This window comes from Arthrobacter sp. 05T410 (genome assembly GCF_056396505.1).
In genome coordinates this window covers 148,212-169,776 of sequence record NZ_JBFTLP010000002.1, presented here as the reverse complement: position 1 = coordinate 169,776, position 21,565 = coordinate 148,212, and the positions used below count along the sequence as shown (strand labels likewise).

The 21,565-nt window shown below is 70.4% G+C and carries 14 protein-coding genes; 5 read left to right on the top strand and 9 right to left on the bottom strand.

The features are described from left to right. Nucleotides 1-3: 3 nt before the first annotated feature. The gene (locus tag AC1DFR_RS03245) at nucleotides 4-1,533 is read left to right on the top strand and encodes a DUF58 domain-containing protein (protein ID WP_476872712.1); all 1,530 of its coding nucleotides are present in this window, start codon (nucleotides 4-6) and stop codon (nucleotides 1,531-1,533) included. Then, nucleotides 1,530-4,073: a transglutaminase TgpA family protein gene (locus tag AC1DFR_RS03240; RefSeq protein ID WP_476872711.1), complete on the top strand. Its 2,544-nt coding sequence runs from the start codon at nucleotides 1,530-1,532 to the stop codon at nucleotides 4,071-4,073. The genes AC1DFR_RS03245 and AC1DFR_RS03240 overlap by 4 nt, the downstream gene beginning before the upstream one ends. 9 nt (nucleotides 4,074-4,082) lie before the next feature. Here AC1DFR_RS03240 and AC1DFR_RS03235 read toward each other — a convergent pair whose 3' ends face one another. Together AC1DFR_RS03235 and rsmI are read right to left on the bottom strand one after the other, a co-directional pair. Next, nucleotides 4,083-5,582 (bottom strand): NAD-dependent succinate-semialdehyde dehydrogenase, encoded by a 1,500-nt coding sequence (locus tag AC1DFR_RS03235; RefSeq protein ID WP_223914141.1) that lies wholly within the window; start codon nucleotides 5,580-5,582, stop codon nucleotides 4,083-4,085. A 293-nt stretch (nucleotides 5,583-5,875) separates the two neighbouring features. After that, nucleotides 5,876-6,844 (bottom strand): 16S rRNA (cytidine(1402)-2'-O)-methyltransferase, encoded by a 969-nt coding sequence (gene rsmI, locus AC1DFR_RS03230; protein WP_476856554.1) that lies wholly within the window; start codon nucleotides 6,842-6,844, stop codon nucleotides 5,876-5,878. A 57-nt stretch (nucleotides 6,845-6,901) separates the two neighbouring features. Between rsmI and AC1DFR_RS03225 the strand changes: the two genes are divergently transcribed. After that, entirely contained in the window at nucleotides 6,902-8,659 is a 1,758-nt protein-coding gene (locus AC1DFR_RS03225; protein ID WP_476872710.1) for a dolichyl-phosphate-mannose--protein mannosyltransferase, read from the top strand. A gap of 61 nt (nucleotides 8,660-8,720) precedes the next feature. Next, nucleotides 8,721-10,550, top strand: coding sequence for an AMP-dependent synthetase/ligase (locus AC1DFR_RS03220; protein ID WP_476856556.1), 1,830 nt, complete (start codon nucleotides 8,721-8,723; stop codon nucleotides 10,548-10,550). A 21-nt stretch (nucleotides 10,551-10,571) separates the two neighbouring features. On the opposite strand, the gene AC1DFR_RS03215 is transcribed toward AC1DFR_RS03220, so the two are convergent. The 5 genes from AC1DFR_RS03215 to AC1DFR_RS03195 form a co-directional block, all read right to left on the bottom strand. Further along, complete coding sequence (locus AC1DFR_RS03215; RefSeq protein ID WP_476872709.1) at nucleotides 10,572-11,894, bottom strand: TIGR01906 family membrane protein; 1,323 nt, start codon at nucleotides 11,892-11,894, stop codon at nucleotides 10,572-10,574. A 112-nt stretch (nucleotides 11,895-12,006) separates the two neighbouring features. Beyond that, complete coding sequence (locus AC1DFR_RS03210; RefSeq protein ID WP_476872708.1) at nucleotides 12,007-13,233, bottom strand: L,D-transpeptidase; 1,227 nt, start codon at nucleotides 13,231-13,233, stop codon at nucleotides 12,007-12,009. Nucleotides 13,234-13,390: 157 nt separating this feature from the next. After that, nucleotides 13,391-14,878, bottom strand: a complete 1,488-nt coding sequence (gene ahcY / locus AC1DFR_RS03205) for an adenosylhomocysteinase (protein ID WP_476856559.1) — start codon at nucleotides 14,876-14,878, stop codon at nucleotides 13,391-13,393. 156 nt (nucleotides 14,879-15,034) lie between these two features. Continuing rightward, nucleotides 15,035-15,283, bottom strand: a complete 249-nt coding sequence (locus AC1DFR_RS03200) for a hypothetical protein (RefSeq protein WP_028276502.1) — start codon at nucleotides 15,281-15,283, stop codon at nucleotides 15,035-15,037. A gap of 93 nt (nucleotides 15,284-15,376) precedes the next feature. Further along, nucleotides 15,377-15,766 (bottom strand): DUF3499 domain-containing protein, encoded by a 390-nt coding sequence (locus AC1DFR_RS03195; protein WP_476856560.1) that lies wholly within the window; start codon nucleotides 15,764-15,766, stop codon nucleotides 15,377-15,379. A gap of 155 nt (nucleotides 15,767-15,921) precedes the next feature. Here AC1DFR_RS03195 and AC1DFR_RS03190 point away from each other — a divergent pair, with 155 nt between their 5' ends. Next, nucleotides 15,922-16,473, top strand: a complete 552-nt coding sequence (locus AC1DFR_RS03190) for a metallopeptidase family protein (protein ID WP_476872707.1) — start codon at nucleotides 15,922-15,924, stop codon at nucleotides 16,471-16,473. 29 nt (nucleotides 16,474-16,502) lie between these two features. On the opposite strand, the gene AC1DFR_RS03185 is transcribed toward AC1DFR_RS03190, so the two are convergent. Continuing rightward, a complete protein-coding gene (locus AC1DFR_RS03185; RefSeq protein WP_476872706.1) occupies nucleotides 16,503-18,164 on the bottom strand; it encodes a DUF5719 family protein in 1,662 nt (553 codons plus the stop codon). Continuing rightward, nucleotides 18,157-21,552 (bottom strand): glycosyltransferase family 2 protein, encoded by a 3,396-nt coding sequence (locus tag AC1DFR_RS03180; RefSeq protein ID WP_476872705.1) that lies wholly within the window; start codon nucleotides 21,550-21,552, stop codon nucleotides 18,157-18,159. The genes AC1DFR_RS03185 and AC1DFR_RS03180 overlap by 8 nt, the downstream gene beginning before the upstream one ends. Nucleotides 21,553-21,565: the final 13 nt, after the last annotated feature.

Here is a 21,565-nt window from a genome sequence, read left to right as displayed (position 1 = left end):
GCCGTGGCGTTAAGGGATCGGTTCCCCGGGCACTTCTTCAGTAGCCGCGGCTGGGGCCTGCTCGGCGCCGGTGCGGTGTCGCTGCTGGCCGCGCAGATCATGGGGCGCCGGGACCTGCTGGCCCTGGCCGTCCTGCTGCTGGTGCTGCCGGCGCTCGCCCTGGCCGGAACCCGGGTCCTGAAGCCGAGGTTCCGGGTCTACCGCGAATTCAGCCCGTCGCCGGTTGAAACCTCCGCCCGTGCCACGGTGCGGCTGGCCGTCGCGCGGACCGGGGCGGGCACAGGCCACGCGGTCATGGAGGAACACTTGCCGGCCCGGTTCGGCGAATCGCCCGTCTTCCGGTTCCCGGCCCGTGCGGCAGCCGGCGGCACCAGCCGCTATGAGTACCACCTCCGCTCGGCCAGGCGCGGCCAGTTCCTGATCGGGCCCGTCACGGCGGAATTCAGCGATCCCTTCGGGCTCTCCTTCCACCGCCACGCGATTGACGACGGCGACCTCCTCACCGTGACGCCCGCCGCCATCGAGCTGCCGGAGACGGGGCTCGCCGGTGCGCGCGGACACGACGGTGTCACACCCACGCGGGCCCGGGCCAATCCCAGCGACGACGACGTCATGACCCGCGAATACCGCCACGGTGATCCGCTGCGCCGGGTGCACTGGGCCGCGACCGCCCGCCACGGGTCCCTCATGGTGCGGCAGGAGGAATCCGTCACGACCCCCGAGGCGACCATCATCCTGGACCAGCGGCTCTCCGCCTACCCCCACGGGGTGTTCGGCCACAGTGCCCATTCCTCCGGCGGCCATCCGGGCGGCGGGGAGGGGGACGGCCACGACCTGCTGACCTCTGATGCCTTCGAGTGGGCTGTCACGGCGGCGATGTCGATCGGGGCGCACCTCGCGGAACGCAACTACTCGCTGCGGTTCCTGGACAGCGCGGGCGAGCCGGCCTTCCGGCATTCGCCGTCCGCTCCCGACCCGGAAGCCGAGGAATACACCGGAACGGCCGGGCTGCAGTCCATCGCCGAAAGCCTGGCTGCCATCGAGCTTTCCGGCCCGCACCACACCCACCACCACAACCACCCGCACCGTGACCGCACGGGGCCCCGCCCGCAGAAGGCCGCGGCGGGAACCAGCACCGGATCTTCCGCGCCGGGGGGATTCCGCTCCGGGGCCGGGGCGGGCACCGGGAATGCCCCGCACGCCTTCGACGACACCCTGATGGACAAACTTTCCGCCCACCGGCTGCGCGGACCTGTCCTGGCGGTCCTGGGCAGCCTGACCCCGGCCGAGGCCCGGGCGCTGTCCCCGGCCGCCGGGTTCGGCGCGAACGCCTTCGCGCTGCTGGTCACGGACCGGGCACAGGACTCCGGCGAAGTGCCCGAGGTGCTGGAGGCGCTGCGGCTGGGCGGATGGCGGGCCCTGGCGGTGTCCGCCCAGAGCTCGCTGCCTGACGCCTGGGCAGCCTTCGACCAGGCAGACCCGGGGATGTCCGCCGGGGCCGACGTCCGCCGCGGCGTGGGGGGCCGGCCATGACGCTCGCCCCGCAACGCAGCCAAGGCACCGGCACGGCCGGCGGAGAAGAACCGACGGCCCTCTCCCCCGGTGCGGCGTCCCGGCCGGACGGACCCGGCGCCCGGCCCTGGGTGATGGCGACCGCCGTCGCGGTAGCCGTCGCGGGCGCGGCCCTCGGATTCAACGGCGTCCTGCGTGGCTGGGCCTGGTACTCCCCGGTGTTCAGTACCGTGCTCTCCGTTGCGTTCTCCCTCGCGGTGCTCCGGTCCCTGCGTGCCCGGCCCTGGCTGGTGACCGCCGGCGGCCTGGTGGCGCTGATCGTGGCCGTGACCTTCATCTTCTTCCGGCAGCACAGCGTTGCCGGGTTCATCCCCTCCCCGGAGACCATGAACTACCTGGGAAAGTTCCTCCGGCGGGCCAGCGAAACGGTTCTGGCCGAGAGCACCCCAGTGGCCCCCAACGCCGGAATCGTCATGCTGATCTGCGCGGTCCTCGGGCTGCTCGTGATCCTCATCGATGCCCTGGCGTTCCCGCTGGCGCTGCCGGCCACGAGCGGGCTCGGGATCCTGGCAATCCTCGTGGTGCCGGCCATGGTCAAGCCGCAAAGCGTGGGAGTGCTGGGGTTCGTGGGCGCCGTAGTCGGGTACCTGTTGATCCTCGGCTGCAGCCATTGGTACACGCCGGATACCCGCACCCTGGCCGACACCGCCCGCAACCCCGGGCAGCTCCGGCGCGGCACGGTCACGGCCGTCGCGGCGCTGACCCTCACGCTGGTGCTGCAGCTGGTCATCCCGGGTTTCGACCAGGGCACGTTCCCGCAGGGCTCGCGGCTGAACCCGTTCGGCGGCGCCACCGGCCTCAATCCGATGATCAGCCTGGGCAACAGCCTGCGCAGCCCCTCCGGCGAGGGCCGGATCACCTTCGCCACGAACGCGCCGACGACGCCGTACCTGCGCTCGGTGACCGTGGACACCTTTGACGGCGATTCCTGGTCACCCGATGACCGGGAGTCGAGCCGGCAGCCGGGAACCGGCCGGCTCGAGGCCGGGCATGAAACCGCCCCGGCCGAGCTCCGCGTAATTACGGCCGTCAACACCGGCCAGTACACGAGCCCGTACCTGCCCGCACCGTATGCGCCGGAAGCTGTCAACGGACTCTCAGGGCGCTGGAGCTGGGACCCCGCCACGCTGAGCATCAAGGGTGTGGACACAAATTCCCGCGACCAGCAATATGTGGTCTCGTCCGTCACTCCGCAGCTCACGGCAGCGCTGCTGGCGGGCGCTTCCGGGCCAGTGACCGGTGTCCCCGAACTGTTCCTCCGGGAACCGTCGAATGTTCCGGAGGTTGTGCGCAGCACAGCTAAAACCGTGACGGCGGGTGCCAACTCGCCGTATTCGCGGGCCATGGCCATCCAGAGGTATCTGCGCTCCGCCGAGTTCAGCTACTCGCTGCAGTCCCCCGTGCAGGGCGGCTACGACGGCAACGGCCTGTCCGTGCTGGCGGACTTCCTGACCCAGAAGAGCGGCTACTGCATTCATTTCGCCTCCGCCATGGCCGTGATGGCCAGGCTGGAGGGCATTCCGAGCAGGATCGCCGTGGGCTACGCGCCGGGGCGCCCCACGGGGGCCACGGTGGCGGTCTCGGGCCAGGGCCCGCTTCCGGAGTTCGAGGTCGATGCCCGGGACGCCCACGCCTGGCCGGAGCTCTATTTCCAGGGCATCGGCTGGGTCGCGTTTGAGCCGACACCGTCCCGCGGCGTCGTTCCGGCGTACGCCACGGATGCCGCCGCACGCAGCGGTGCCAGCACCAACGACCGCAACGACGCCCTGACCCCCGGTGACGGTTCCACCCAGGCACCGTTCCCGGCCCCCGGCACGGTCCCGCTTCCCGGAGCGGGCACGCCGGCGCCCAGCGGCGCGCAGGCGGCACAGGCGCTGTACAGCGTTGCCGCGGTGCTGCTGCTGGCGCTGCTGGTGGCCTCCCCGCGGCTGGTGCGCAGCGGCGTGCGGCGCCGCAGGCTGAGGACGGCGTCCCGCGGCTATCCCGGCGTCACGGCCGGGACGGCGCTGCCGGCCTGGGCGGAACTGCGGGATCTGGCCACGGACTACGGGGTGGCGCCCGGAGCGAGCGAAACGCCGCGGAATTTCTCCGAGCGGTTGCGCGCCTCGACGGTTTTGGGGGAACCCGGCGGTGCGGACGGGCCCGGCCAGCGGGCCGCGGCGGCCCTGACCGAGGACTTCGAACGTGAGCAGTACGGCCGCCCGGGCGGCGTGGCCGGTCCGGCGCGGACCGCAGGCTCCACGGATCCGGCCGACTCCGCCGCGGCCAGGATCGCCCTGGTGCAGGCCTCGCTGCGCGCCAACGCCGGCTTCCTGGTCCGGCTGCGCGCGGCCTGGCTCCCGCCGTCGGTCATGTCCGGCTGGCGACGGGCCCTCCGGCTGCCCCGCGGATTCCTCTCCCGGACAGCACAATACTCCCGGACAGCACGACGCACCCGGCGGGGGTTCGCGGGATCCTGGGGAAAGATCCGCAACTCCGTCCGCCGGGTGCGCCGCGGGTAGCTGGCGTGGCTAGCCGGCGTAGGGGTCGGCGATGCCGATGTACTGCGTGTAGAGGTATTCCTCGATGCCCTCGAGGCCGCCTTCACGGCCCAGACCGGACTGCTTGACGCCGCCGAACGGGGCGGCAGCGTTGGAGACCACGCCGGCGTTGAGGCCCAGCATGCCGGTCTCGAGCCGTTCGCCCATCCGGATGCCCCGGTTCAGGTCCCGGGTGAAGACATAGGCCACCAGCCCGTACTCGGTGTTGTTCGCGAGCCGGACGGCCTCGTCCTCGGTGTCAAAGGTGATGATCGGGGCGACGGGCCCGAAGATTTCCTCGGACAGGATCCGGCTGCCCTCGCTCACGCCGGTGAGGATCGTGGGCTTGTAGAAGTAGCCCGGGCCCTCGACGGCGGAGCCGCCGGTCACGGCGACAGCACCGGAGTTCACGGCGTCGGTGACGAGTTCGTGGACCTTGTCCCGGCTCTTGGCATCGATCAGCGGGCCAACCTTGGACTCGGCCTCGGTGCCCCGGGCGGTGGTCATATCCGCCATCTTCGCGGCGAACTTCTCCGCGAACTCGGCCGCGACGGACTCGTGCACGATGAACCGGTTCGCCGCGGTGCAGGCCTCGCCCATGTTCCGCAGCTTCGCCAGCATCGCCCCGGCGACGGCGGCGTCGATGTCGGCGTCCCCGAAGACGACGAACGGGGCGTTCCCGCCGAGTTCCATCGAGGTCCGCAGCACCGTCTCGGACGCGTCCGCGAGCAGCCGGCGGCCGACCTCGGTGGAACCGGTGAAGGACAGCTTGCGCAAGCGCTGATCCTTGATCAGCGGACCCGTGGTGGCGCCGGCCGTGGAGGTCGGGATGACGTTCAGGACACCGGCGGGCAGGCCGGCCTCGACCATCACGGCCGCGAACAGCTGGGAGGTCAGCGGGGTCAGGTTCGCGGACTTGAGCACCATCGTGCAGCCGGCCGCGACCGCCGGGGCGATCTTGCGGGTGGCCATCGCCAGCGGGAAGTTCCACGGCGTGATCAAAAGGCACGGGCCCACCGGCTTCTTGGTCACCAGCAGCCGGGACTTGCCGTCCGGGGAAACCGAGTAGCGGCCGAACGCGCGGACGGCCTCTTCCGAGAACCAGCGCAGGAACTCGGCACCGTAGGTGACCTCGCCACGGGCCTCGGCCAGCGGCTTGCCCATCTCCAGGGTCATCAGGAGCGCGAAGTCCTCGGCCCGTTCGGTCACCAGCTCGAAGGCGCGGCGCAGGATCTCGCCGCGTTCCCGGGCCGGGACCTTGGCCCAGGACTCCTGCGCGGCGGCGGCCGCGTCCAGGGCCGCCTTGCCGTCTTCGGGACCGGCGTCGGCAATGCTGAGCAGGACCTTCCCGGTCGCGGGATCCTCGACGTCGAAGGTCTTCCCGGACACGGCCGGACGCCATTCGCCGTTGATCAGCAGACCCGTCGGAACGGACGCCAGCAGGGCGCTCTCCCGGTCCGCGGAAACAATAGGCTGGGCAGTTACAGTCACAATGACTCCCTCGTCAGCAATTCGGTTGAACTAGTGCGGGCACAAGTTTCTTGAATGAGTTTTCGTTGTAGGACGCTCGTTCCCACAGGCAGGCACGGGCGTCTGGATTACTGCCACGCTACTGCCGCGCTCACTGGCAAGTCTATGCATGCGCGCACTACTGTATCCAGACTATGCTGTGCAGCTGCACAACCGTTCTGCGTGCGCGTGGAGCCCGGTTCCGGCCGGCCCCCGAGGCAAGCAGCGCGCCGGAACCCGCCGCCCGGCACCCACCACCTGGCTCAGCGCACGGCTCAGCGCGCGGCGAGGACCGCGGCATAGAGTTCGCGCTTGCTGACCTTCGCGTCATCGGCCACTGCGGCGACAGCCTCCTTCAGCCGGATGCCCTGGGCTATCAGCCCGTTGACGGCGGCCACATGATCCTCGGGGCGGCCGGGTTCGCGTTCCGGGGCGCCGCCCACCACCACGGCGATTTCGCCGCGTACCTCGCTGGACTCGGCCCATTCAAGCAGTTCGCGCAGGGTGCCGCGGATGACCTCTTCATAGGTCTTGGTGAGTTCGCGGCAGACGGCAGCCCGGCGGTCGGCGCCAAAGCTCTCACGCAGGGCCCTCAGCATGGGCTCCAGACGGTGCGGCGCCTCGAAGAACACCATGGTGCGCCGCTCGGTGTCGAGATCGGCCAGCCGCGAGGAGCGTTCACCGGCCTTGCGGGGCAGGAAACCCTCGAAGCAGAAGCGGTCCGTCGGCAGGCCCGACAGGGCCAGGGCGGTCAGCACGGCGGAGGGTCCCGGGGCCGCGGTGACGGTGAGGCCGGCCGCCACGGCGCCTTCAACCAGCCTGAACCCCGGATCAGAGACAGAGGGCATGCCGGCGTCGGTCACCATCACAAGGGTCTTGCCGGACCGGACCTGCTCCAGCAGGTCAGCCGTCTTGGCTGCCTCATTGTGCTCGTGATAGCTGATGATCCGGCCGGCCACGGTGACGCCGAGGTTCTGCACAAGGCGGTGCAGCCTCCGGGTGTCCTCCGCGGCGACGATGTCCGCCGTCGCGAGCAACTCCACGAGCCGCGCCGAGGCATCGCCCGCATTGCCGATCGGCGTCGCGGCGAGAACGATCCTGCCGGGCCCGCCAGGGGCGAGAACACTGGCGGAAACAGCGGCGGAAACAGACGCGGAATCAGGGGCGGGAACGGCGGCGGCGGCATCACCGTCGAAGGGAGGATCGAGGGGAGGAAGGGGGGAAGGGCTGGGTTCGTGGTCCACAGGACCAGCCTACTGCCGCCGGGGCGGGGGCCTGCGAGCACAGCTGCGAAAGGTAGCATGGGCAACGTGACCCAGACCCCCACGCGGCAGCCCGAGACTGGCCCCGATGCATCGCCGGCAACAGGTCCCAGCCGTCCCGACGGCCGGGCGGCCGGCAAGGACCGGAGCCGCTTCAGCACCGGCCGCAACCTTGAAGGGCACCGCTGGATCGGCCGCCCCGCCGAGGCCAACACCCCGGAGGCCCTCAGGGAACGCCTGATCGGCGGCCTCCAGAGCTGGCGGGACTACCCGGCGTCGCTTCGGCTCTGGTACTGGCTCATTCCCGTCCTGACGGCCGCGCTGGGCGGCGTCCTGCGGTTCGTCCGGCTGGACACGCCGCGCAACCTGGTCTTTGACGAAACGTACTACGTCAAAGACGCGTACTCCTTCCTGGTCAGCGGATACGAGCGCAGCTGGCCGGACCGGGCGAACGACTCCTTCATCGCCGGCAACCCCGGCGTGCTGCTGAACACGCCGGAGTACGTCGTCCACCCGCCGGTCGGCAAGTGGATGATCGCCGCGGGCATGTGGCTTTTCGGGGCGGACAACCCCTTCGGCTGGCGGTTCGGTGCGGCCCTGACGGGGACACTGTCCATCCTCCTGCTGGCCCTGATCGCGCAAAAGCTCTTCCGCTCGCTCACCCTGGGTGCCGTGGCCGGCATCCTGCTTGCCGTGGACGGCCACCACCTGGTCATGTCCCGGACCTCGCTGCTGGACATCTTCCTGATGTTCTGGATCCTCGCCGCGTTCGGGGCCCTGCTGATGGACCGCGACGACGGCCGGAGGCGGCTCGCTGCCCGGCTCGGCCGGCAGGCCGCGGCCTCCGCCACGGGGCGGCCCTCCGCGCTGCAGCTCACCTCCGGGCCCTGGCTCGGCATCCGGTGGTGGCGCCTCGCGGCGGGCGTCTGCCTGGGCCTGGCGGTCGGCACGAAATGGTCCGCCCTGTTCTTTCTGGCCGGATTCGGCCTGCTGACCGTCTTCTGGGACCTCAGTGCGCGGCGCATAGCCGGCGTGCATGCCTGGATCAGCGGCGGCATCCTCAAGGACGGCGTCCCGGCCTTCCTGAGCATCGTTCCGGTGGCCGCCCTGGTCTACGGCGCCACCTGGACCGGGTGGTTCCGTTCCACGGACGCCTACTTCAGGCACTGGGCCGACGCCAATCCCTCGGCCGAGTGGGGCTGGCTGCCGAACGCCGTACGGTCCCTGGCGCATTACCACCTGGAGGCCTATAAGTTCCACCAGGGCCTCAGTGCCGACCACCCCTACGAGGCCAGCGCCTGGAGCTGGCTGGTCATGGGCCGGCCCACGTCCTTCTTCTACGAATCCCCCGGGCAGGGCACCCCGGGCTGCGAGCTGACCAACTGCACCACCGCCATCCTCTCCGTCGGCAACCCGTTGATCTGGTGGAGCGCGGCCGTGAGCCTGGGTGTCCTGCTGTTCTGGTGGGCGGGCCGCCGCGACTGGCGCGCCGGCGCAGTCCTGGCCGGAGTGGCCGCAGGATATCTCCCCTGGTTCATGTACCCGGAGCGCACCACCTTCTTCTTCTACGCCGTGTCCTTTGAACCGTTCCTGGTGCTGGCGCTCGTCTATTGCCTGGGGCTGGTGCTCGGCCAGCGCGCCGACCCCCTCTGGCGCCGGCGGTCCGGGTTCTACCTGGTGGCGCTGTTCGTGGTGGCGGCCGTGCTGGTGTCCGCGTTCTTCTACCCGGTCTGGACGGCCGAGGTGATCCCGTACCAGGACTGGCGCATCCGGATGTGGATGCCGTCCTGGATCTAGGGCAGGATTGCAGGGGAATGTCCGCCGAACTCCGGGCGGACCAGGAAATGGAGACTCGGCTGTGAGAGAAGCAAGCACCGGACTGCTCGTGGAGCTGGACCCGGAGAGCAACGTGACTGACCTGCTCCTGGAGCAGCACGCGAAGGATCCCGTGCACGCCCTCTACTCCCGCAAAGGCCCCGCCGGCTGGACCGACGTCTCCGTCCAGCACTTCCTGGAGCAGGTCACTGCCCTTGCCAAGGGCCTGATCGCCGGCGGACTCACGCCGGGCGAAACCGTCGCGGTCATGTCCGCCACCCGGTACGAGTGGACGGTGGTGGACTTCGCCATCTGGTTCGCCGGCGGCGTCACCGTCCCGATCTACGAGACCTCCTCCGCGGCCCAGGTCGAGTGGATTCTCCATGATTCGGGGGCCCGGCGGGTGTTCGTCGAGGACCACGCCAGGGCCGCCCTCGTCCAGGGCGTCCTGGACGCCTCCACCGTCCTCGGTGACAGGCTTGTTGCCGTCGTGCGGATGGAGCACGACGGCGCCGCACCGAACCTGGCAAGCATGGCCGCGGCCGGCACCGGGGTGACCGACGCCGAGCTGGAACGCCACCGGACCGCGGCGTCCCTGGCGGATGTCGCGTCCCTGGTCTACACCTCGGGCACCACCGGCAAGCCCAAGGGCTGCGAGATCACCCACGCCAACTTTGCCCTCGTGGCCAAGAACATCGTCCTGTTCCTGCCCGAGCTCCTCATGCAGCCGCGTTCCCGGACGCTGATGTTCCTGCCCCTGGCGCACGTCCTGGCCCGGGCGGTACAGGTGGTCTGCCTGAGCTCCGGATCCACCCTCGGCCACACCGCCAGTGCCAAAGAGCTCCTGGACGACCTGGACAGCTTCAAACCCACCTTTCTGCTGGTGGTCCCCCGGATCTTCGAAAAGGTCTACGCCGGAGCCGCGCAGAAGGCCGACGCCGCCGGCAAGGAACGGATCTTCACAGCCGCAGCGGCGGCCGCGATCGACTACTCCAAGGCCCTCGACGCCGCCTCCCGGGGCAACGGCACGGGCCCGGGGCTCCTGCTGCGTGCCCGGCACGCAGTCTTCGACCGGATCCTGTATCCCAGGCTCCGGCAGGCCTTCGGCGGCCAGCTGCGGTACACGGTCTCCGGCGCGAGCCCGCTGAGCTCCAACGACGCCCATTTTTTCCGCGGCGTGGGCATCCCCGTCCTGGAAGGCTACGGCCTGACCGAAACCACGGCGCCCTGCACAGCCAACACCCCGGCGCGGACCAAGGTGGGCACCGTCGGCATCCCGGTGCCGGGCACCACGGTCCGGGTGGCCGACGACGGCGAGATCCTGGTCAAGGGCATCGGCGTCTTCAAGGGCTACCACGCCAACGAGGCCGCCAACGCTGAGGCCTTCGTGGACGGTTTCTTCCGGACCGGCGACCTCGGCTCCCTCGACGAGGACGGATTCCTGACCATCACGGGCCGGAAGAAGGACCTGCTGGTCACAGCCGGCGGCAAGAATGTCGCCCCGGGCCCGCTCGAGGAGAAGATCCGGGAGCACCAGCTGGTCGGACAGGCCGTGGTCGTTGGCGACGGCCGGCCCTTCGTCTCGGCACTGGTGAACCTGGACCCGGAAGGACTGCGCAACTGGTGCGCCGCCCGGAAGGTGCCCGTCATGGCGCCGGCCGAAGCCGCCACGGACCAGACGGTCCGGGCCGCGATCCAGGAAGCCATCAATGCCGCGAACCTCACGGTCTCCAAGGCCGAGTCCATCCGCAGCTTCGTCATCCTGGACGCCGACTTCACCGTGGAATCAGGGCACCTGACCCCCTCGCTCAAACTCAAGCGGGCCGCCGTCGTGCGGGACTACGAACAGCACATCAACCGCATCTACGGCTGACCCCGGGCAACCGCCCCGTCGTCAGACGGTGTGCCGGGTGCGCGCCGGGCCCTCTGCGTCGCTGCCTGCCGTGCCGTCCGCCGCGGGCGCAGCCTCGGCGGTGGCGCCGGCGCCGGCATCAGTATCGGTGCCCTTGGACGTGGCGGCGGCCTTCTTGCCGAGGCCGCGGCGCCGGCGCGTGGGCCAGGTCAGGACGAGGGTGACCAAGGAAGCGAGCAGCACGAGGCTTCCGATGACGATCCCGGCGTCCATCCAGAACTGGCCCGGGAAGAGCCGGATCAGGGTGTCCTGAAGCGTAAATGTCCAGGTCCCGTTGGCGAAGAAAATACGGTGGAAATCGGTGAAGAACTGCTCCCAGCCGAGTACCGCGAGGGTCCCGAGGCCGATGATGAGTGCAAGGGTGACGATCGAGCCGGCGAACAGGCCGCGGCGGACTCCCCCGTTATGGCGCCGCTTGAGGTAGATCACCGCCACCAGGCCCAGCAGGATCAGCAGGGTACCGGCGCCGAAAGTGGACAGGATCACGGCCTTGACGTCGGCCATGTGGCTGACTTCGCCGTCCTTGAACAACCGCTCCCCGCTCTGGTCCACAAGATCGCCGAGGTAGCGGGGGCCCGACCAGTTGCTGAGGTAGTCCACCGCGTAGGAACCGTACGTCATGCGGTCATCGGTGCTGAAGCCGTAGCCGTCACCGGGGAAGCCCGGACGGTTGTATTCCACCCAGAGGAACAGGGGGCTGGTCACGGCGCGGACGGCGAGCACCAGCAGGATGACCGGGTAGAACACGGCGAGCAGCACCTGAAGCACCCGCGGCAGGACGGGCTTGGCCTTGGCCGCCTGCTCGCGTTCGGCATTACGGCGTTCGGCGTTGCGGCGTTCGACTTCGTCCTCGGGGTCGGTGTCAGGACGTGCGCGGGCTGATGCGCCGGCTCCTGCCCCGCGCGCCTCATCATTCGACGTGGCAGCATGCGACGTGGCCACGTCCGACGGGGAAGTATCCGACGGCCCCGTGGCGGCGGCCTCGGCCGCCTTGCGGTCGGCGCGGCTCTCCGGCTGGCTGGCGGTGGGCGTTGCCGACGGCGCTGCCGTGCCCTCTGCTGATCCCGCTGCTGCGGCTGATCCTGCCTTGCCGGCGGCTGCGGCCGGCCCTGCCGGGCCGGCTGCCGTGCCCGCCATGGGCTTGCCGGCGGCTGCGGCCGGCCCTGCCGGGCCGGCTGCCGTGCCCGCCGTGGGCTTGCCAGCGGCGGCCGGCTTCATCCAGTCGAACGCCGGTTCGTCGGTGTCGTCCGACGGGTCCAGGTGCGGATCCGGCCGGTCGGGAGGGGTGGGACTCTTGTCAGTCACGTGGAGCTTCGCTTCCGTAGGCTTCTGCGCTGCCCGGCCTGCGCCCGGCTGCGCAACTTATCTGGCTCTGAGCCTACCGTCAGAGGATTGGGCTCAGCGAGGTGCCACCCCGTCAGTTGGCGTATTGGGCCCAAGGGATGTTCCAGTCCCCGAAGCCGTCATCGAAGTTGGCGTACTCCCCCTCGGTGTTCACCACCTGGACGACGTCGCCGGTGGTCATATTGTCGAACACCCACTTCGCGCCGTCCGGGCCCAGGCCGATACAGCCGTGGGAGAGGTTCGTCTTGCCGATGTAGGGCATCGCGGACTCCGTGGCCTGGTGGATGAATTCCCCGCTGGGCGTCAGGCGCGTGGCGTAGTTGACGTCCAGCTGGCCGTAGTAGGCCGGGTCCCCCGGTTTGAGCCCAATCGTGGAGGCATCCATGTGCTCCACACGGTGCTTCTCCATAAACACGAGCAAGCCCCGTGCCGACGGGAACCGGGTGTCACCCATGGTCGCCGGCCAGTGTCCGGCCGGCTTGTCGTTGATGCTGACCGAGAACGTATGGGCCTTGGCGTCGGCGACGGCCACCTTCTTGTCCCCGATATGGACCGTTACCGTCTTGTTGAAGTTGCCGACCTGCCCGTTGCCGAGCTCGACGCCGAACAGCTTCATGTCCATGGTGATGGTGCTGTTCGCGGCCCAGAAGGCCTCCGGCCGGTACCGGACAGTGTTGTTGTTGAACCAGTGGAAATCACCCACCTGGCCGGACGTCGAGGTGATCTTGATGGCCTTTTCGACGGCGGTCCGGTTCAGGACCGGCTCGCTGAAGGTGATCTGCAGGGGCTGGGCCACACCCACCTTCATCCCGTCCAAGGGGTATATGGCGGCGTCGGCCTCGTTGGCGGTCGACACGGTGGTGAACGCGCGCGTGCTGTGGGTCTCGCGTCCCGCGTCGTCCACCACGGAGTACGTGAAGTTATACCGCGTGTTGAATGTCAGGTTGCCGGAGGACGTCCAGGCGGACCCGTCCGTGCCCAAGGTGCCGTCAACGGTGTCGCCGTCATCGCTCGTCAGGGCCACGCGGTCAATCCGGCCGTTCGTGACCTTGAGGGAAACCGGCGCCGCAGGGTTGACCTGCTTGGCGCCGTCGGCGGGCGAGACGGCCAGTTCTGCGGGGGCGACCACCGGGACGGCGAGTCCCGGCGTCGTCCGGGACGGGGACCCGGCCTCGGAGGAAATCCCGGACTGGGCCAGCCCCGGAGCCGCCGCGGCGAAGGCTCCGCCGCCGGCTGCCAGGGCACAGAGCACCCCCAGCAGGGCGATCTTTCGGCCGGTACTCCAGGTTTTCAGGGCCATCACAGGACCCGGGCGTTTCCACACGTCATCCTGCCAGCATAAGCGAATTACCTTGGAACCCCGGCCCGATTCGACCACGATCCGGTTACAAAAGTGCCCCCAAAACGGTCACAACAAAGGGCCCCGGACCTTCGTCCGGGGCCCTTTGGGAGGGTTCCTAGTAGCGGTAGTGACCGGGCTTGTACGGTCCGGCCACGTCGACGTCCAGGTACTCCGCCTGTTCCTTGGACAGCTCGGTCAGCTCCACATCGAGGGCACCCAGGTGCAGGCGGGCGACCTTTTCGTCCAGGATCTTGGGCAGGACGTACACCTGGTTCTCGTATTCCCGCTCGCCCTCGGGCTGGCCGGCCTTCGTGAACAGTTCAATCTGGGCGATCGTCTGGTTGGCGAAGGAGTTGCTCATGACGAACGAGGGGTGTCCGGTGGCGTTGCCGAGGTTCAGCAGGCGGCCTTCGGACAGGACGATGATGGAGCGGCCGCCCTTACCCGTGGCCGGGTCAGCTTCGAAGACCCACTCGTGCACCTGGGGCTTGATCTCGACCTTCTTGATGCCGGGGACCCGCGCCAGCCCGGCCATGTCGATCTCATTGTCGAAGTGCCCGATGTTGCCCACGATGGCCTTGTCACGCATCTCGGCCATGTGCTTGGCCATGATGACGTCTTTGTTGCCCGTGGTGGTGATGAAGATGTGGCCTTCGCTGAGGACGGATTCCAGCTTGGCGACCTGGTAGCCGTCCATGGCCGCCTGGAGCGCGCAGATCGGGTCGATCTCCGTGACGATCACGCGCGACCCCTGGCCGCGGAAGGCCTCCGCTGCGCCCTTGCCGACGTCGCCGTAACCGCAGACGACGGCGACCTTGCCGCCCATCAGGACATCGGTGGCGCGGTTGATGCCGTCCGGCAGGGAGTGGCGGATGCCGTACTTGTTGTCGAACTTGCTCTTGGTGACAGAGTCGTTGACGTTGATCGCCGGGAAGAGCAGCTTGCCCTGCTCCGCCAGCTGGTACAGGCGGTGCACGCCCGTGGTGGTCTCCTCGGTGACGCCGAGCAGGAGGGCGCCGATGCGGGTCCATTTCTGCGGGTCGGACTCGAGGGATGCGCGCAGCACGTCGAGGAACACCCGGCCTTCCTCGGACTCGTCCTCGGCGGCGGCGGGGACAGCGCCGGCGGCCTCGAACTCGACACCCTTGTGCACCAGCATGGTGGCGTCGCCGCCGTCGTCCAGGATCATGTTCGGGCCCAGCTCAGGGTTGGCGTCGGCGCCCGGCCACGTGAGGATCTGCTGGGCGGTCCACCAGTATTCCTCCAGCGTCTCGCCCTTCCAGGCGAAGACGGGGACGCCCTGGGGGTCCTCGACGGTGCCGTTGCCGACCACCACTGCGGCGGCGGCTTCGTCCTGGGTGGAGAAGATGTTGCAGGACGCCCAGCGGACTTCGGCGCCGAGGGCGGTAAGGGTCTCGATCAGCACCGCGGTCTGGACGGTCATGTGCAGGGATCCGGCGATCCGGGCGCCCTTGAGCGGCTGGCTGGCGCCGAACTCCTCGCGCAGGGACATGAGTCCGGGCATCTCGTGCTCGGCGAGGCGGATCTGGTGGCGGCCCGCCTCGGCCAGGGAAATGTCCGCAATCTTGTAATCGAAAGTCATCTGAGTCCTTTGTTGTGGCCGGTGGCATCGCGTGTCTGGAGCTGGGCGATTCTGGATTGGAGCAGGATCTAAGCAGTCATTCGGTGCCGCGGGCCTCCCCGATGGGTGCCCGGCGGCGTTTTGGGGCGGCTATTCCGCGGCGTGGCGCGGGGCGCGCTATTCCGCGGCGTGGCGCGGGGCGGCGTCGTGCAGCTTCGCGTCGTGCTGGTCAGCGGGGGCCGCCGCGGCGGCGGGCAGCAGTTCCGGCGGCAGCAACAGCGGGATGCCGTCCTCGATTTTGTACCGCAGCTTGTTCCCGGCGCCATCTGCCGTGACGGTGACGAGCTCGTCGCCTTCCTGCACCAGGCCGGAGCCGGTGACGGGGCATCGCAGGACAGACAACAGTTCGGAACTGAGCTTGGGCATGGTGAACGCTCCCTGATGGGCGCCGCAACAGGGCGCCGGTGGCTAAGTGGCTGACGGCTTTTTGCAGTTTCCACCCTACCGCCAGTTGACGCCTTAGGAAGGTTCGCGCAGGACGCGCAGATGTCCGCGCCGGACGCCCTCAGCCGGGGCCGGTGCCTCCAGCGCCGGGTGCAGCGTGCGCTGCCCCTTCGCCGTTTCCCCCGCAGCCGGACGGGAGGCCGCTTCGCGGACCGCGTTGGCAAGGGCCAGGAGGTCGTCGGGGCCGGGGCCGGCCGGGGTTGCGGGCATCGCCAGCCGCATGACTTCCCAGCCGCGCGGCACGGTCAGCGAATCGGCGTGCTGTTCGCACAAGTCGTAGCAGTGCGGTTCGGCGTACGTCGCCAGCGGGCCCAGAACGGCCGTGGAGTCGGCGTAGACGTACGTCAAAGTGGCCACCGCAGAATTGCGGCAGGCAGACCTAGAACAAATACGAATTGCACCCACGACATCACAGACTACTCCCCCTCGGGCCGGGGGCTGCGCATTGAAACGTCTGTCGTTGTGCCGCGGCGGCGCCGCGGCGCGGCCGCGGCGGAGCGGCGGCGGATCGCCGTCGGGGCTGTATCGCGTATTTCATTGCGCGGGTTTAGAGTCAAGATATGCAGTCATCGCACCACGATTCGGGTTTCACGGTCCGGTTGGCTGACCCCGACGCCGGACGCACAGGCGCCGGTTCCGGCCCCGCCGGCGCGCCTCTGGCCGGGTCGCCTGCCGCCGTCCAGGGAAAGACCTTCCGGCAGCGCCGCAGGAACCGGCACGGCCGGGGCCTTCGCGGCGAGCTCATACTCCCCACCGTGCCCGGCTACCGGACGCGCTCCGACCGCTTCGATGACTTCGTCCTGGACTCGGCCCAGCGGCTGCACGACATCTGGGGCAAGCCGCTCGACGGCGTCCGCTTCGCCGTTGACGAGATCCCCCCGGGCCTGGAGCAGCTCGTGGCGGACCGCACGCCCGCGCCGATGGGCGCTTTCACTGCTGCCACGGCCGAGGACGGACCGGTCATCACGCTGTACCGCCGGGTGGTGGAGCAGGTATGCGGAACCCGGGACGAACTCCAGGACCTCGTGCACGACGTCGTCGTGGAATACACGGCCGAGATGCTCGGCGTACCCCCGGAGTCCCTCGACCCCGTCTACCGCCGCCGGTACTAGCCCGAGCCTGCGTCCGGCCTGCCCCGGGCCTAGTAGCCCAGCGTGACGGGGACCTGCCGTTGTCCTGCCGCTTCCGGCGCCAGCGCCACCGCGGAAATGTCCTGCCGGCCGTCCCGCGCCAGAACAAGTGCCCCGTACGCCGGATCCCCGGCGGCGGACACCACATAGCCCACGAGCGGCGAGCCGCCCACGTCAGCGGGGATCTTGATGGAAACGGTGGTTCCGCCGGCAATGTCGGCGGTGCCTGCGGTCCGGATCTTGCCGTCCGCAGTGATTGGCGTGTAGGTCACGGTCGCCCGGCCGGCGGGGGCACCGAGAACGAGCTGCCGGTCGCCCGTGCGCGGAACCGCAACGATGTGCTGGCTGCCCAGCCGCGCCGAGGCGGCGGAAAACGCGATGTCCGCCGCGTCCCCGGCCTGCAGTCCCCGCGTGAGCCGGGTCGTGGCCGCGAACGAGACATCCGAGCTCGCCGCCACGGTGTAGGTCCCGGCCGGGACCCCGGCCAGGGAAACTTCCGTGACCGCGCCGGCCTTCGCCGTCACCACGCCGCCGCCGGGCAGCGCCTTCTGGCCGTCGGGACCATACAGCTTGATCTCGACCACCGCGTCGGTGGCCCCCGGCACGGCGACTTCGAGGGCCGGTCCGGCGTCGGCGAAGCCGGGCTTTGCCTTGAGCGCGGCCAGCGCCGCGGGATCCTGGATGTCGAGACCGGCGGCCACCTGGCTGACGGACGGGGCGGTGCCGGGGGTGATGAAGTCGACGCCGCCGGGTGTGAGGCCGCGGAGCACGCTTTGCTGGATCACGGCAGCCACCGGGCCGCCGGTGCTGCGGACCCGCACGCCGAGCCGTTCCTGTCCCGGCGCGAGCCCGGCCAGGATGATGGAGCGGGTGGTGCCGGGCGCCACCAGCAGGCCGCGGCTTCCGGGAGCCTGGATCGGGCCCTCGGAGCCAACGAGGTCCAGGCTCACCGTCGCCGGCGTGCTGGAGGCATTGGTCAGGTTCAGGACCGCCGACCGGCCGAGCGCGGTGTTGGCGCCGACCAGCCAGAGATCGTTGCCGGGCTGCTGGCACGCGGCAGCCGCGGAACCCTGGAGGTCCCCGTCCTCTGCCGTGTAGCTCAGGACGGCGCCGGCAGCTGCCTGGTGGTTGTTTTGGGCATCGGCGCTGAGGACGCTGATGTTGTCCACCTCGCGCTGGGGCACGACGCCGGCGACCAGCACGGGCGTGCGGGCCGCAGCCGCGGAAGCCGGGGGCGCGGAAGCTGTGGGCGCGGTGCCCGGCGCGATGTCGGCGAGGGGGGCACCTTTAAGCGGGGCGAGCCGGCTGCCGGGGATGATGCCGGCGCTTGAGCCGAGCACGGCGGCGCTGACGGCTGTTTTCGCGGTGGCGGATTCCGGACTGAACTGGGGGTCGGTGCCCACGGGGGTGCCCTCAAGCAGCCGGGCCGGGCCCGGGCAGACCCCGACGCTGCTGCCGGCCGGAACCGCGGCGACGGGGGCCTCGAGCTGCCTGCTGGCGGGGTTCTGGGGCGTCAGCGACGCCGCCGATACCAGGCCGCCGCCCGCGGCAACGAGGGCCACCGCGGAGAGGATGCCGCCGATCACTCCGGCCCGCGGCAGCCGCCGCTTCCGCGGCGACGGACCCGTTTCGGCTTCCGTTTCGGTTTCTTTTTCGTTGTGGCCCTTAGACATGCTGATGTTCCTTACGCAGGGAGGCTTCGTCCCTGGACAGGCCGGTGTTGGACCGGCGGGCAGGCATGGGCACGGCGAGGAGGACGGTCAGCCCGATCATCACGGCCTGCGCAATTCCGATCAGGACGGCCCACGGCGCTTCGTAACGGATGCTTAACTGGCCGCCCTGGGCCGGCAGTGTGAAGGCCTGCGACCATCCCGACGTCGTTGAGGTCAGGCGGCGCCCGTCAAGCCAGGCGCTCCAGCCCGGATCGGCCCGCTCGGCGAGCACCACAAGGCGGCCCTCGGGGCCGGCCGGGACCGTGCCGGCCGCCGAGACTTCTTCGGACGGGAGCAGTCCGATGGCGGCGCCGCTGCCGTCCACTACCCGGACCCGGTGCGCGACGTCGGAGTCCGTGATGCCGGGCCGGTCCTGCGGGCTGACCCGCCAGAGCCATCCCGTCCCCGTCTGGCCGACGGCGACAAGTCCGGGGACTGCGTCCATGCGGCTGGCCGTCAATTCGGAGGCTGAATCGGCAACCCGGAGCACGACAAAGCCGACGCCGAGCCGCTCGAGGTCCTCCCGCGGATCCACGCCTTCGCCGGCGACGATGGTGGCCACGACGTTCCGGAGCGATCCGGCGACGGCGTCGTCGTCGCGGACCGTCTCCTGGCCCGGCGCTCCCATGATGCCGCGGGCGGCGGCGATCGTTGAGAGCGCGTCCAGGGTGGTCCCGGCTCCGCGCATGAGTGTTGCGTCGAAGCTTCCGTCCTCGTTGCTGGCAATCAGGAGCGTCCTGGACTGTTCCGGGCCCTCGCCGCGATCAACCGCCGTGGCGGGCAGCGTGCGGGCCTGGGCAGGCTGGACGAGCCTCGGGGTCCCGAGACCGGAGGGTCCCGCGGTGGCTGCCGCTGCCTGTGTCGGTGTCTGCGACGCGGGCTGCAGCAGGTTTTGTGCGGTCCACACGGTAAACCCGGCCAGGGGCGCAGCCAGCAGCAGGACCATGGATGCCGCGGCCGTACCGCGGACCAGGACCTTCCGTGCCAGCCCGGAACCGGCGGTCCGGTCGGCGGCGTCCAGGAGCCCTTCGGCTCCGATCAGGGCAGCGCCCAGGAACGCGAACGCGGCCGCCGAAACGGCGGGGCCGGGGAACGGAGTGACCAGGACCTCGGCGCTGGCGCCGGAGGCGACATGCCCGGCGAGCCAGCCGCCGGCCAGCATCAGGACGGCCACGGCCCACAGGCCCCGTGCCGTCCGGGTGCGTCCGGCCAGCACAAGCCGGCGCGGCATGAAGAGTGCGGCCAGGGCCAGCAGCAGCACCGGCAGCCCCAACAGCAAGGCCAGCAGCAGTGCCCACGGCAGACCGGCCGGCCCGGCGGAACCTGCGGCGGACCCGCCGAAGGCGCTGAGCCCGGTGAGTCCGGCGCCGGCGTCGAAGTTCAGTGGCTGCCCCAGGGCCTGTTGCCACAGTGGGGCGGCGTCGAAACCGAGCGGCAGACCCGGGTCGGCCAGGAGCGCCCGCGGCCGGTCCAGGACCGAGAAGGCGAAGGGCAGGAACAGTGCCAGGCTGGGCAGGAGCGCCCACCACACCGTGCGGCCGCGCCGGCCCAACAGCACGCCGCAGAGGGCCACGACGGCCATGGACGGCAGCAGCAGCGAGGGCGCCGCGGCGGTGACCACGGCCAGGGCGAGGCCCGCGGCGGCCGCAGCCGTCCACGACGGCGTCCCGTTGACGCCGGGACGGGCGGCCGGCGTGGGGATGAGCCGTCCCTGCCCCGGGGCCGGGACGGCATGGATGCCGCGGCCCGCGGCCGTGCCGGTCGCCCGGAGCAGCGCCAGGACGACCACCGGGATCATGACGTGCGCGACCAAGCCGCCGAGCCGGCCCTGGTTCAGCGACACCTGGAGTGCCGGCGCCGCGGCCCACAGCAGAGCGGCCGCAAGGCGCAGCCTCCGGCGGGCAGTCAGGGCGCCGGCAGCGAACCACGCGCCCAGCGCAGACAGCGGCATGGCGAGGATCAACAACCAGCCCACGCCGCCGTTGGCATCGCCGGCACCGAGCACACCGAGCACCCACAGCAGGTAGCCAAAGGGGTCGCCGTGGCCCGGCAGGCCCGCGCCCAGACTGATCCACCAGGTGGAGGCATGGTTCCAGATTTCGGAGAGGCGCAATGAGACGGGGATCAGCGCGCCGCCGGAGACGGCCGGGGCCCGGAACAGGCTAAGCAACCCTGTCAGGGAGACCGCCAGGGTCAGGAGGATGGCCAGCACCGCACCGCTGCCCACCCAGCCGCGGTCCGGGGTGGCGATGGCGGCGAAATCGTCAGCATTGCCGGTGTTCCCGGTGGGCTGCTCGGCCAGCGGACCGGCACCTGTCAATTCGCTGCCGAAGTCGTCGGCGCCGAGCGCCTCAATCAGGGAGCGCCGGTGCGCCCAGACCTCACGGCGCGGCGTCTGCAGTCCTTTCATGACGGAGCGCCGGATCCGGCGGGTGCGCGCGGCATTGCGGCGTCCGCGGACCACCGCCGCCGGGCGGCCCAGTGCGGCAAAGGTCGCCAGCAGTTGGGAGAACCCGTGCCCCGGGTCCTTGACCGCAATGCTCAGGACGAGTTTGAAGAGGCTGCCCAGGAGGGCGCCGGCCGCGTGCAGCGGGACTTTCCAGCCGGCCGCGTGCTTGAGCCGCAGGTGCACCTGTGCCTTGCGTGCGGCCGTCGCGTTGCCAAGGGCGTGGGGACGGTGCGAGACATGGAACATCCGGGCGCTGGGGACCACCACCACGCGGTGCCCGGCGAGACGGTTGCGCCAGCAGAAGTCGACGTCGTCGCCGCTGCCGGGCAGGGCCGGATCGAAGCCCCGGAGCTCCTCCCAGATGTCGCGGCGGACCAGCATGCCGGCGGAATTGACCGCAAAGGTATCGCTGCGGCCGTCGTACTGGCCCTGGTCGAGCTCGTCGGCGTCGATCAGCGTCAGCCGCTCGGCCCAGCGGCTCGTGGAGAGCCCGACGTCGATCAGCCGCCGCTCGGCATGCCAGTCCAGCTGCTTGCAGCCTGCAACCGTGACCGACGGCGCCCGCTCGACCGCACGGAGGAGTTCGGCCAGGGCCTCGGGTGCCGGTGCGGCGTCGTCGTGCAGCAGCCAGATCCAGTCGGTGCCCGGCGCCGTGGCGGCGGAGCCCTCCGCAGGCCACGGCGCGAGGGCCTTGAGCCCGGCCATGACGGCTCCACCCATGCCGGACCTGGGCTGGTCGAAGACAGTGACGTTGGCCTTGCCCAGTTCCTGTTCAAGGAGGGCGGCGGAGTGGTCGCGGGATCCGGTGTCGACACCGATCACGGCGTCGGCGGGCCGTGTTTGGGCCGCCAGCGCCGCAAGGGTCCTGGGGAGAAAATCACCGCCGTCGTGGGAGACCACGACGGCGGTGACT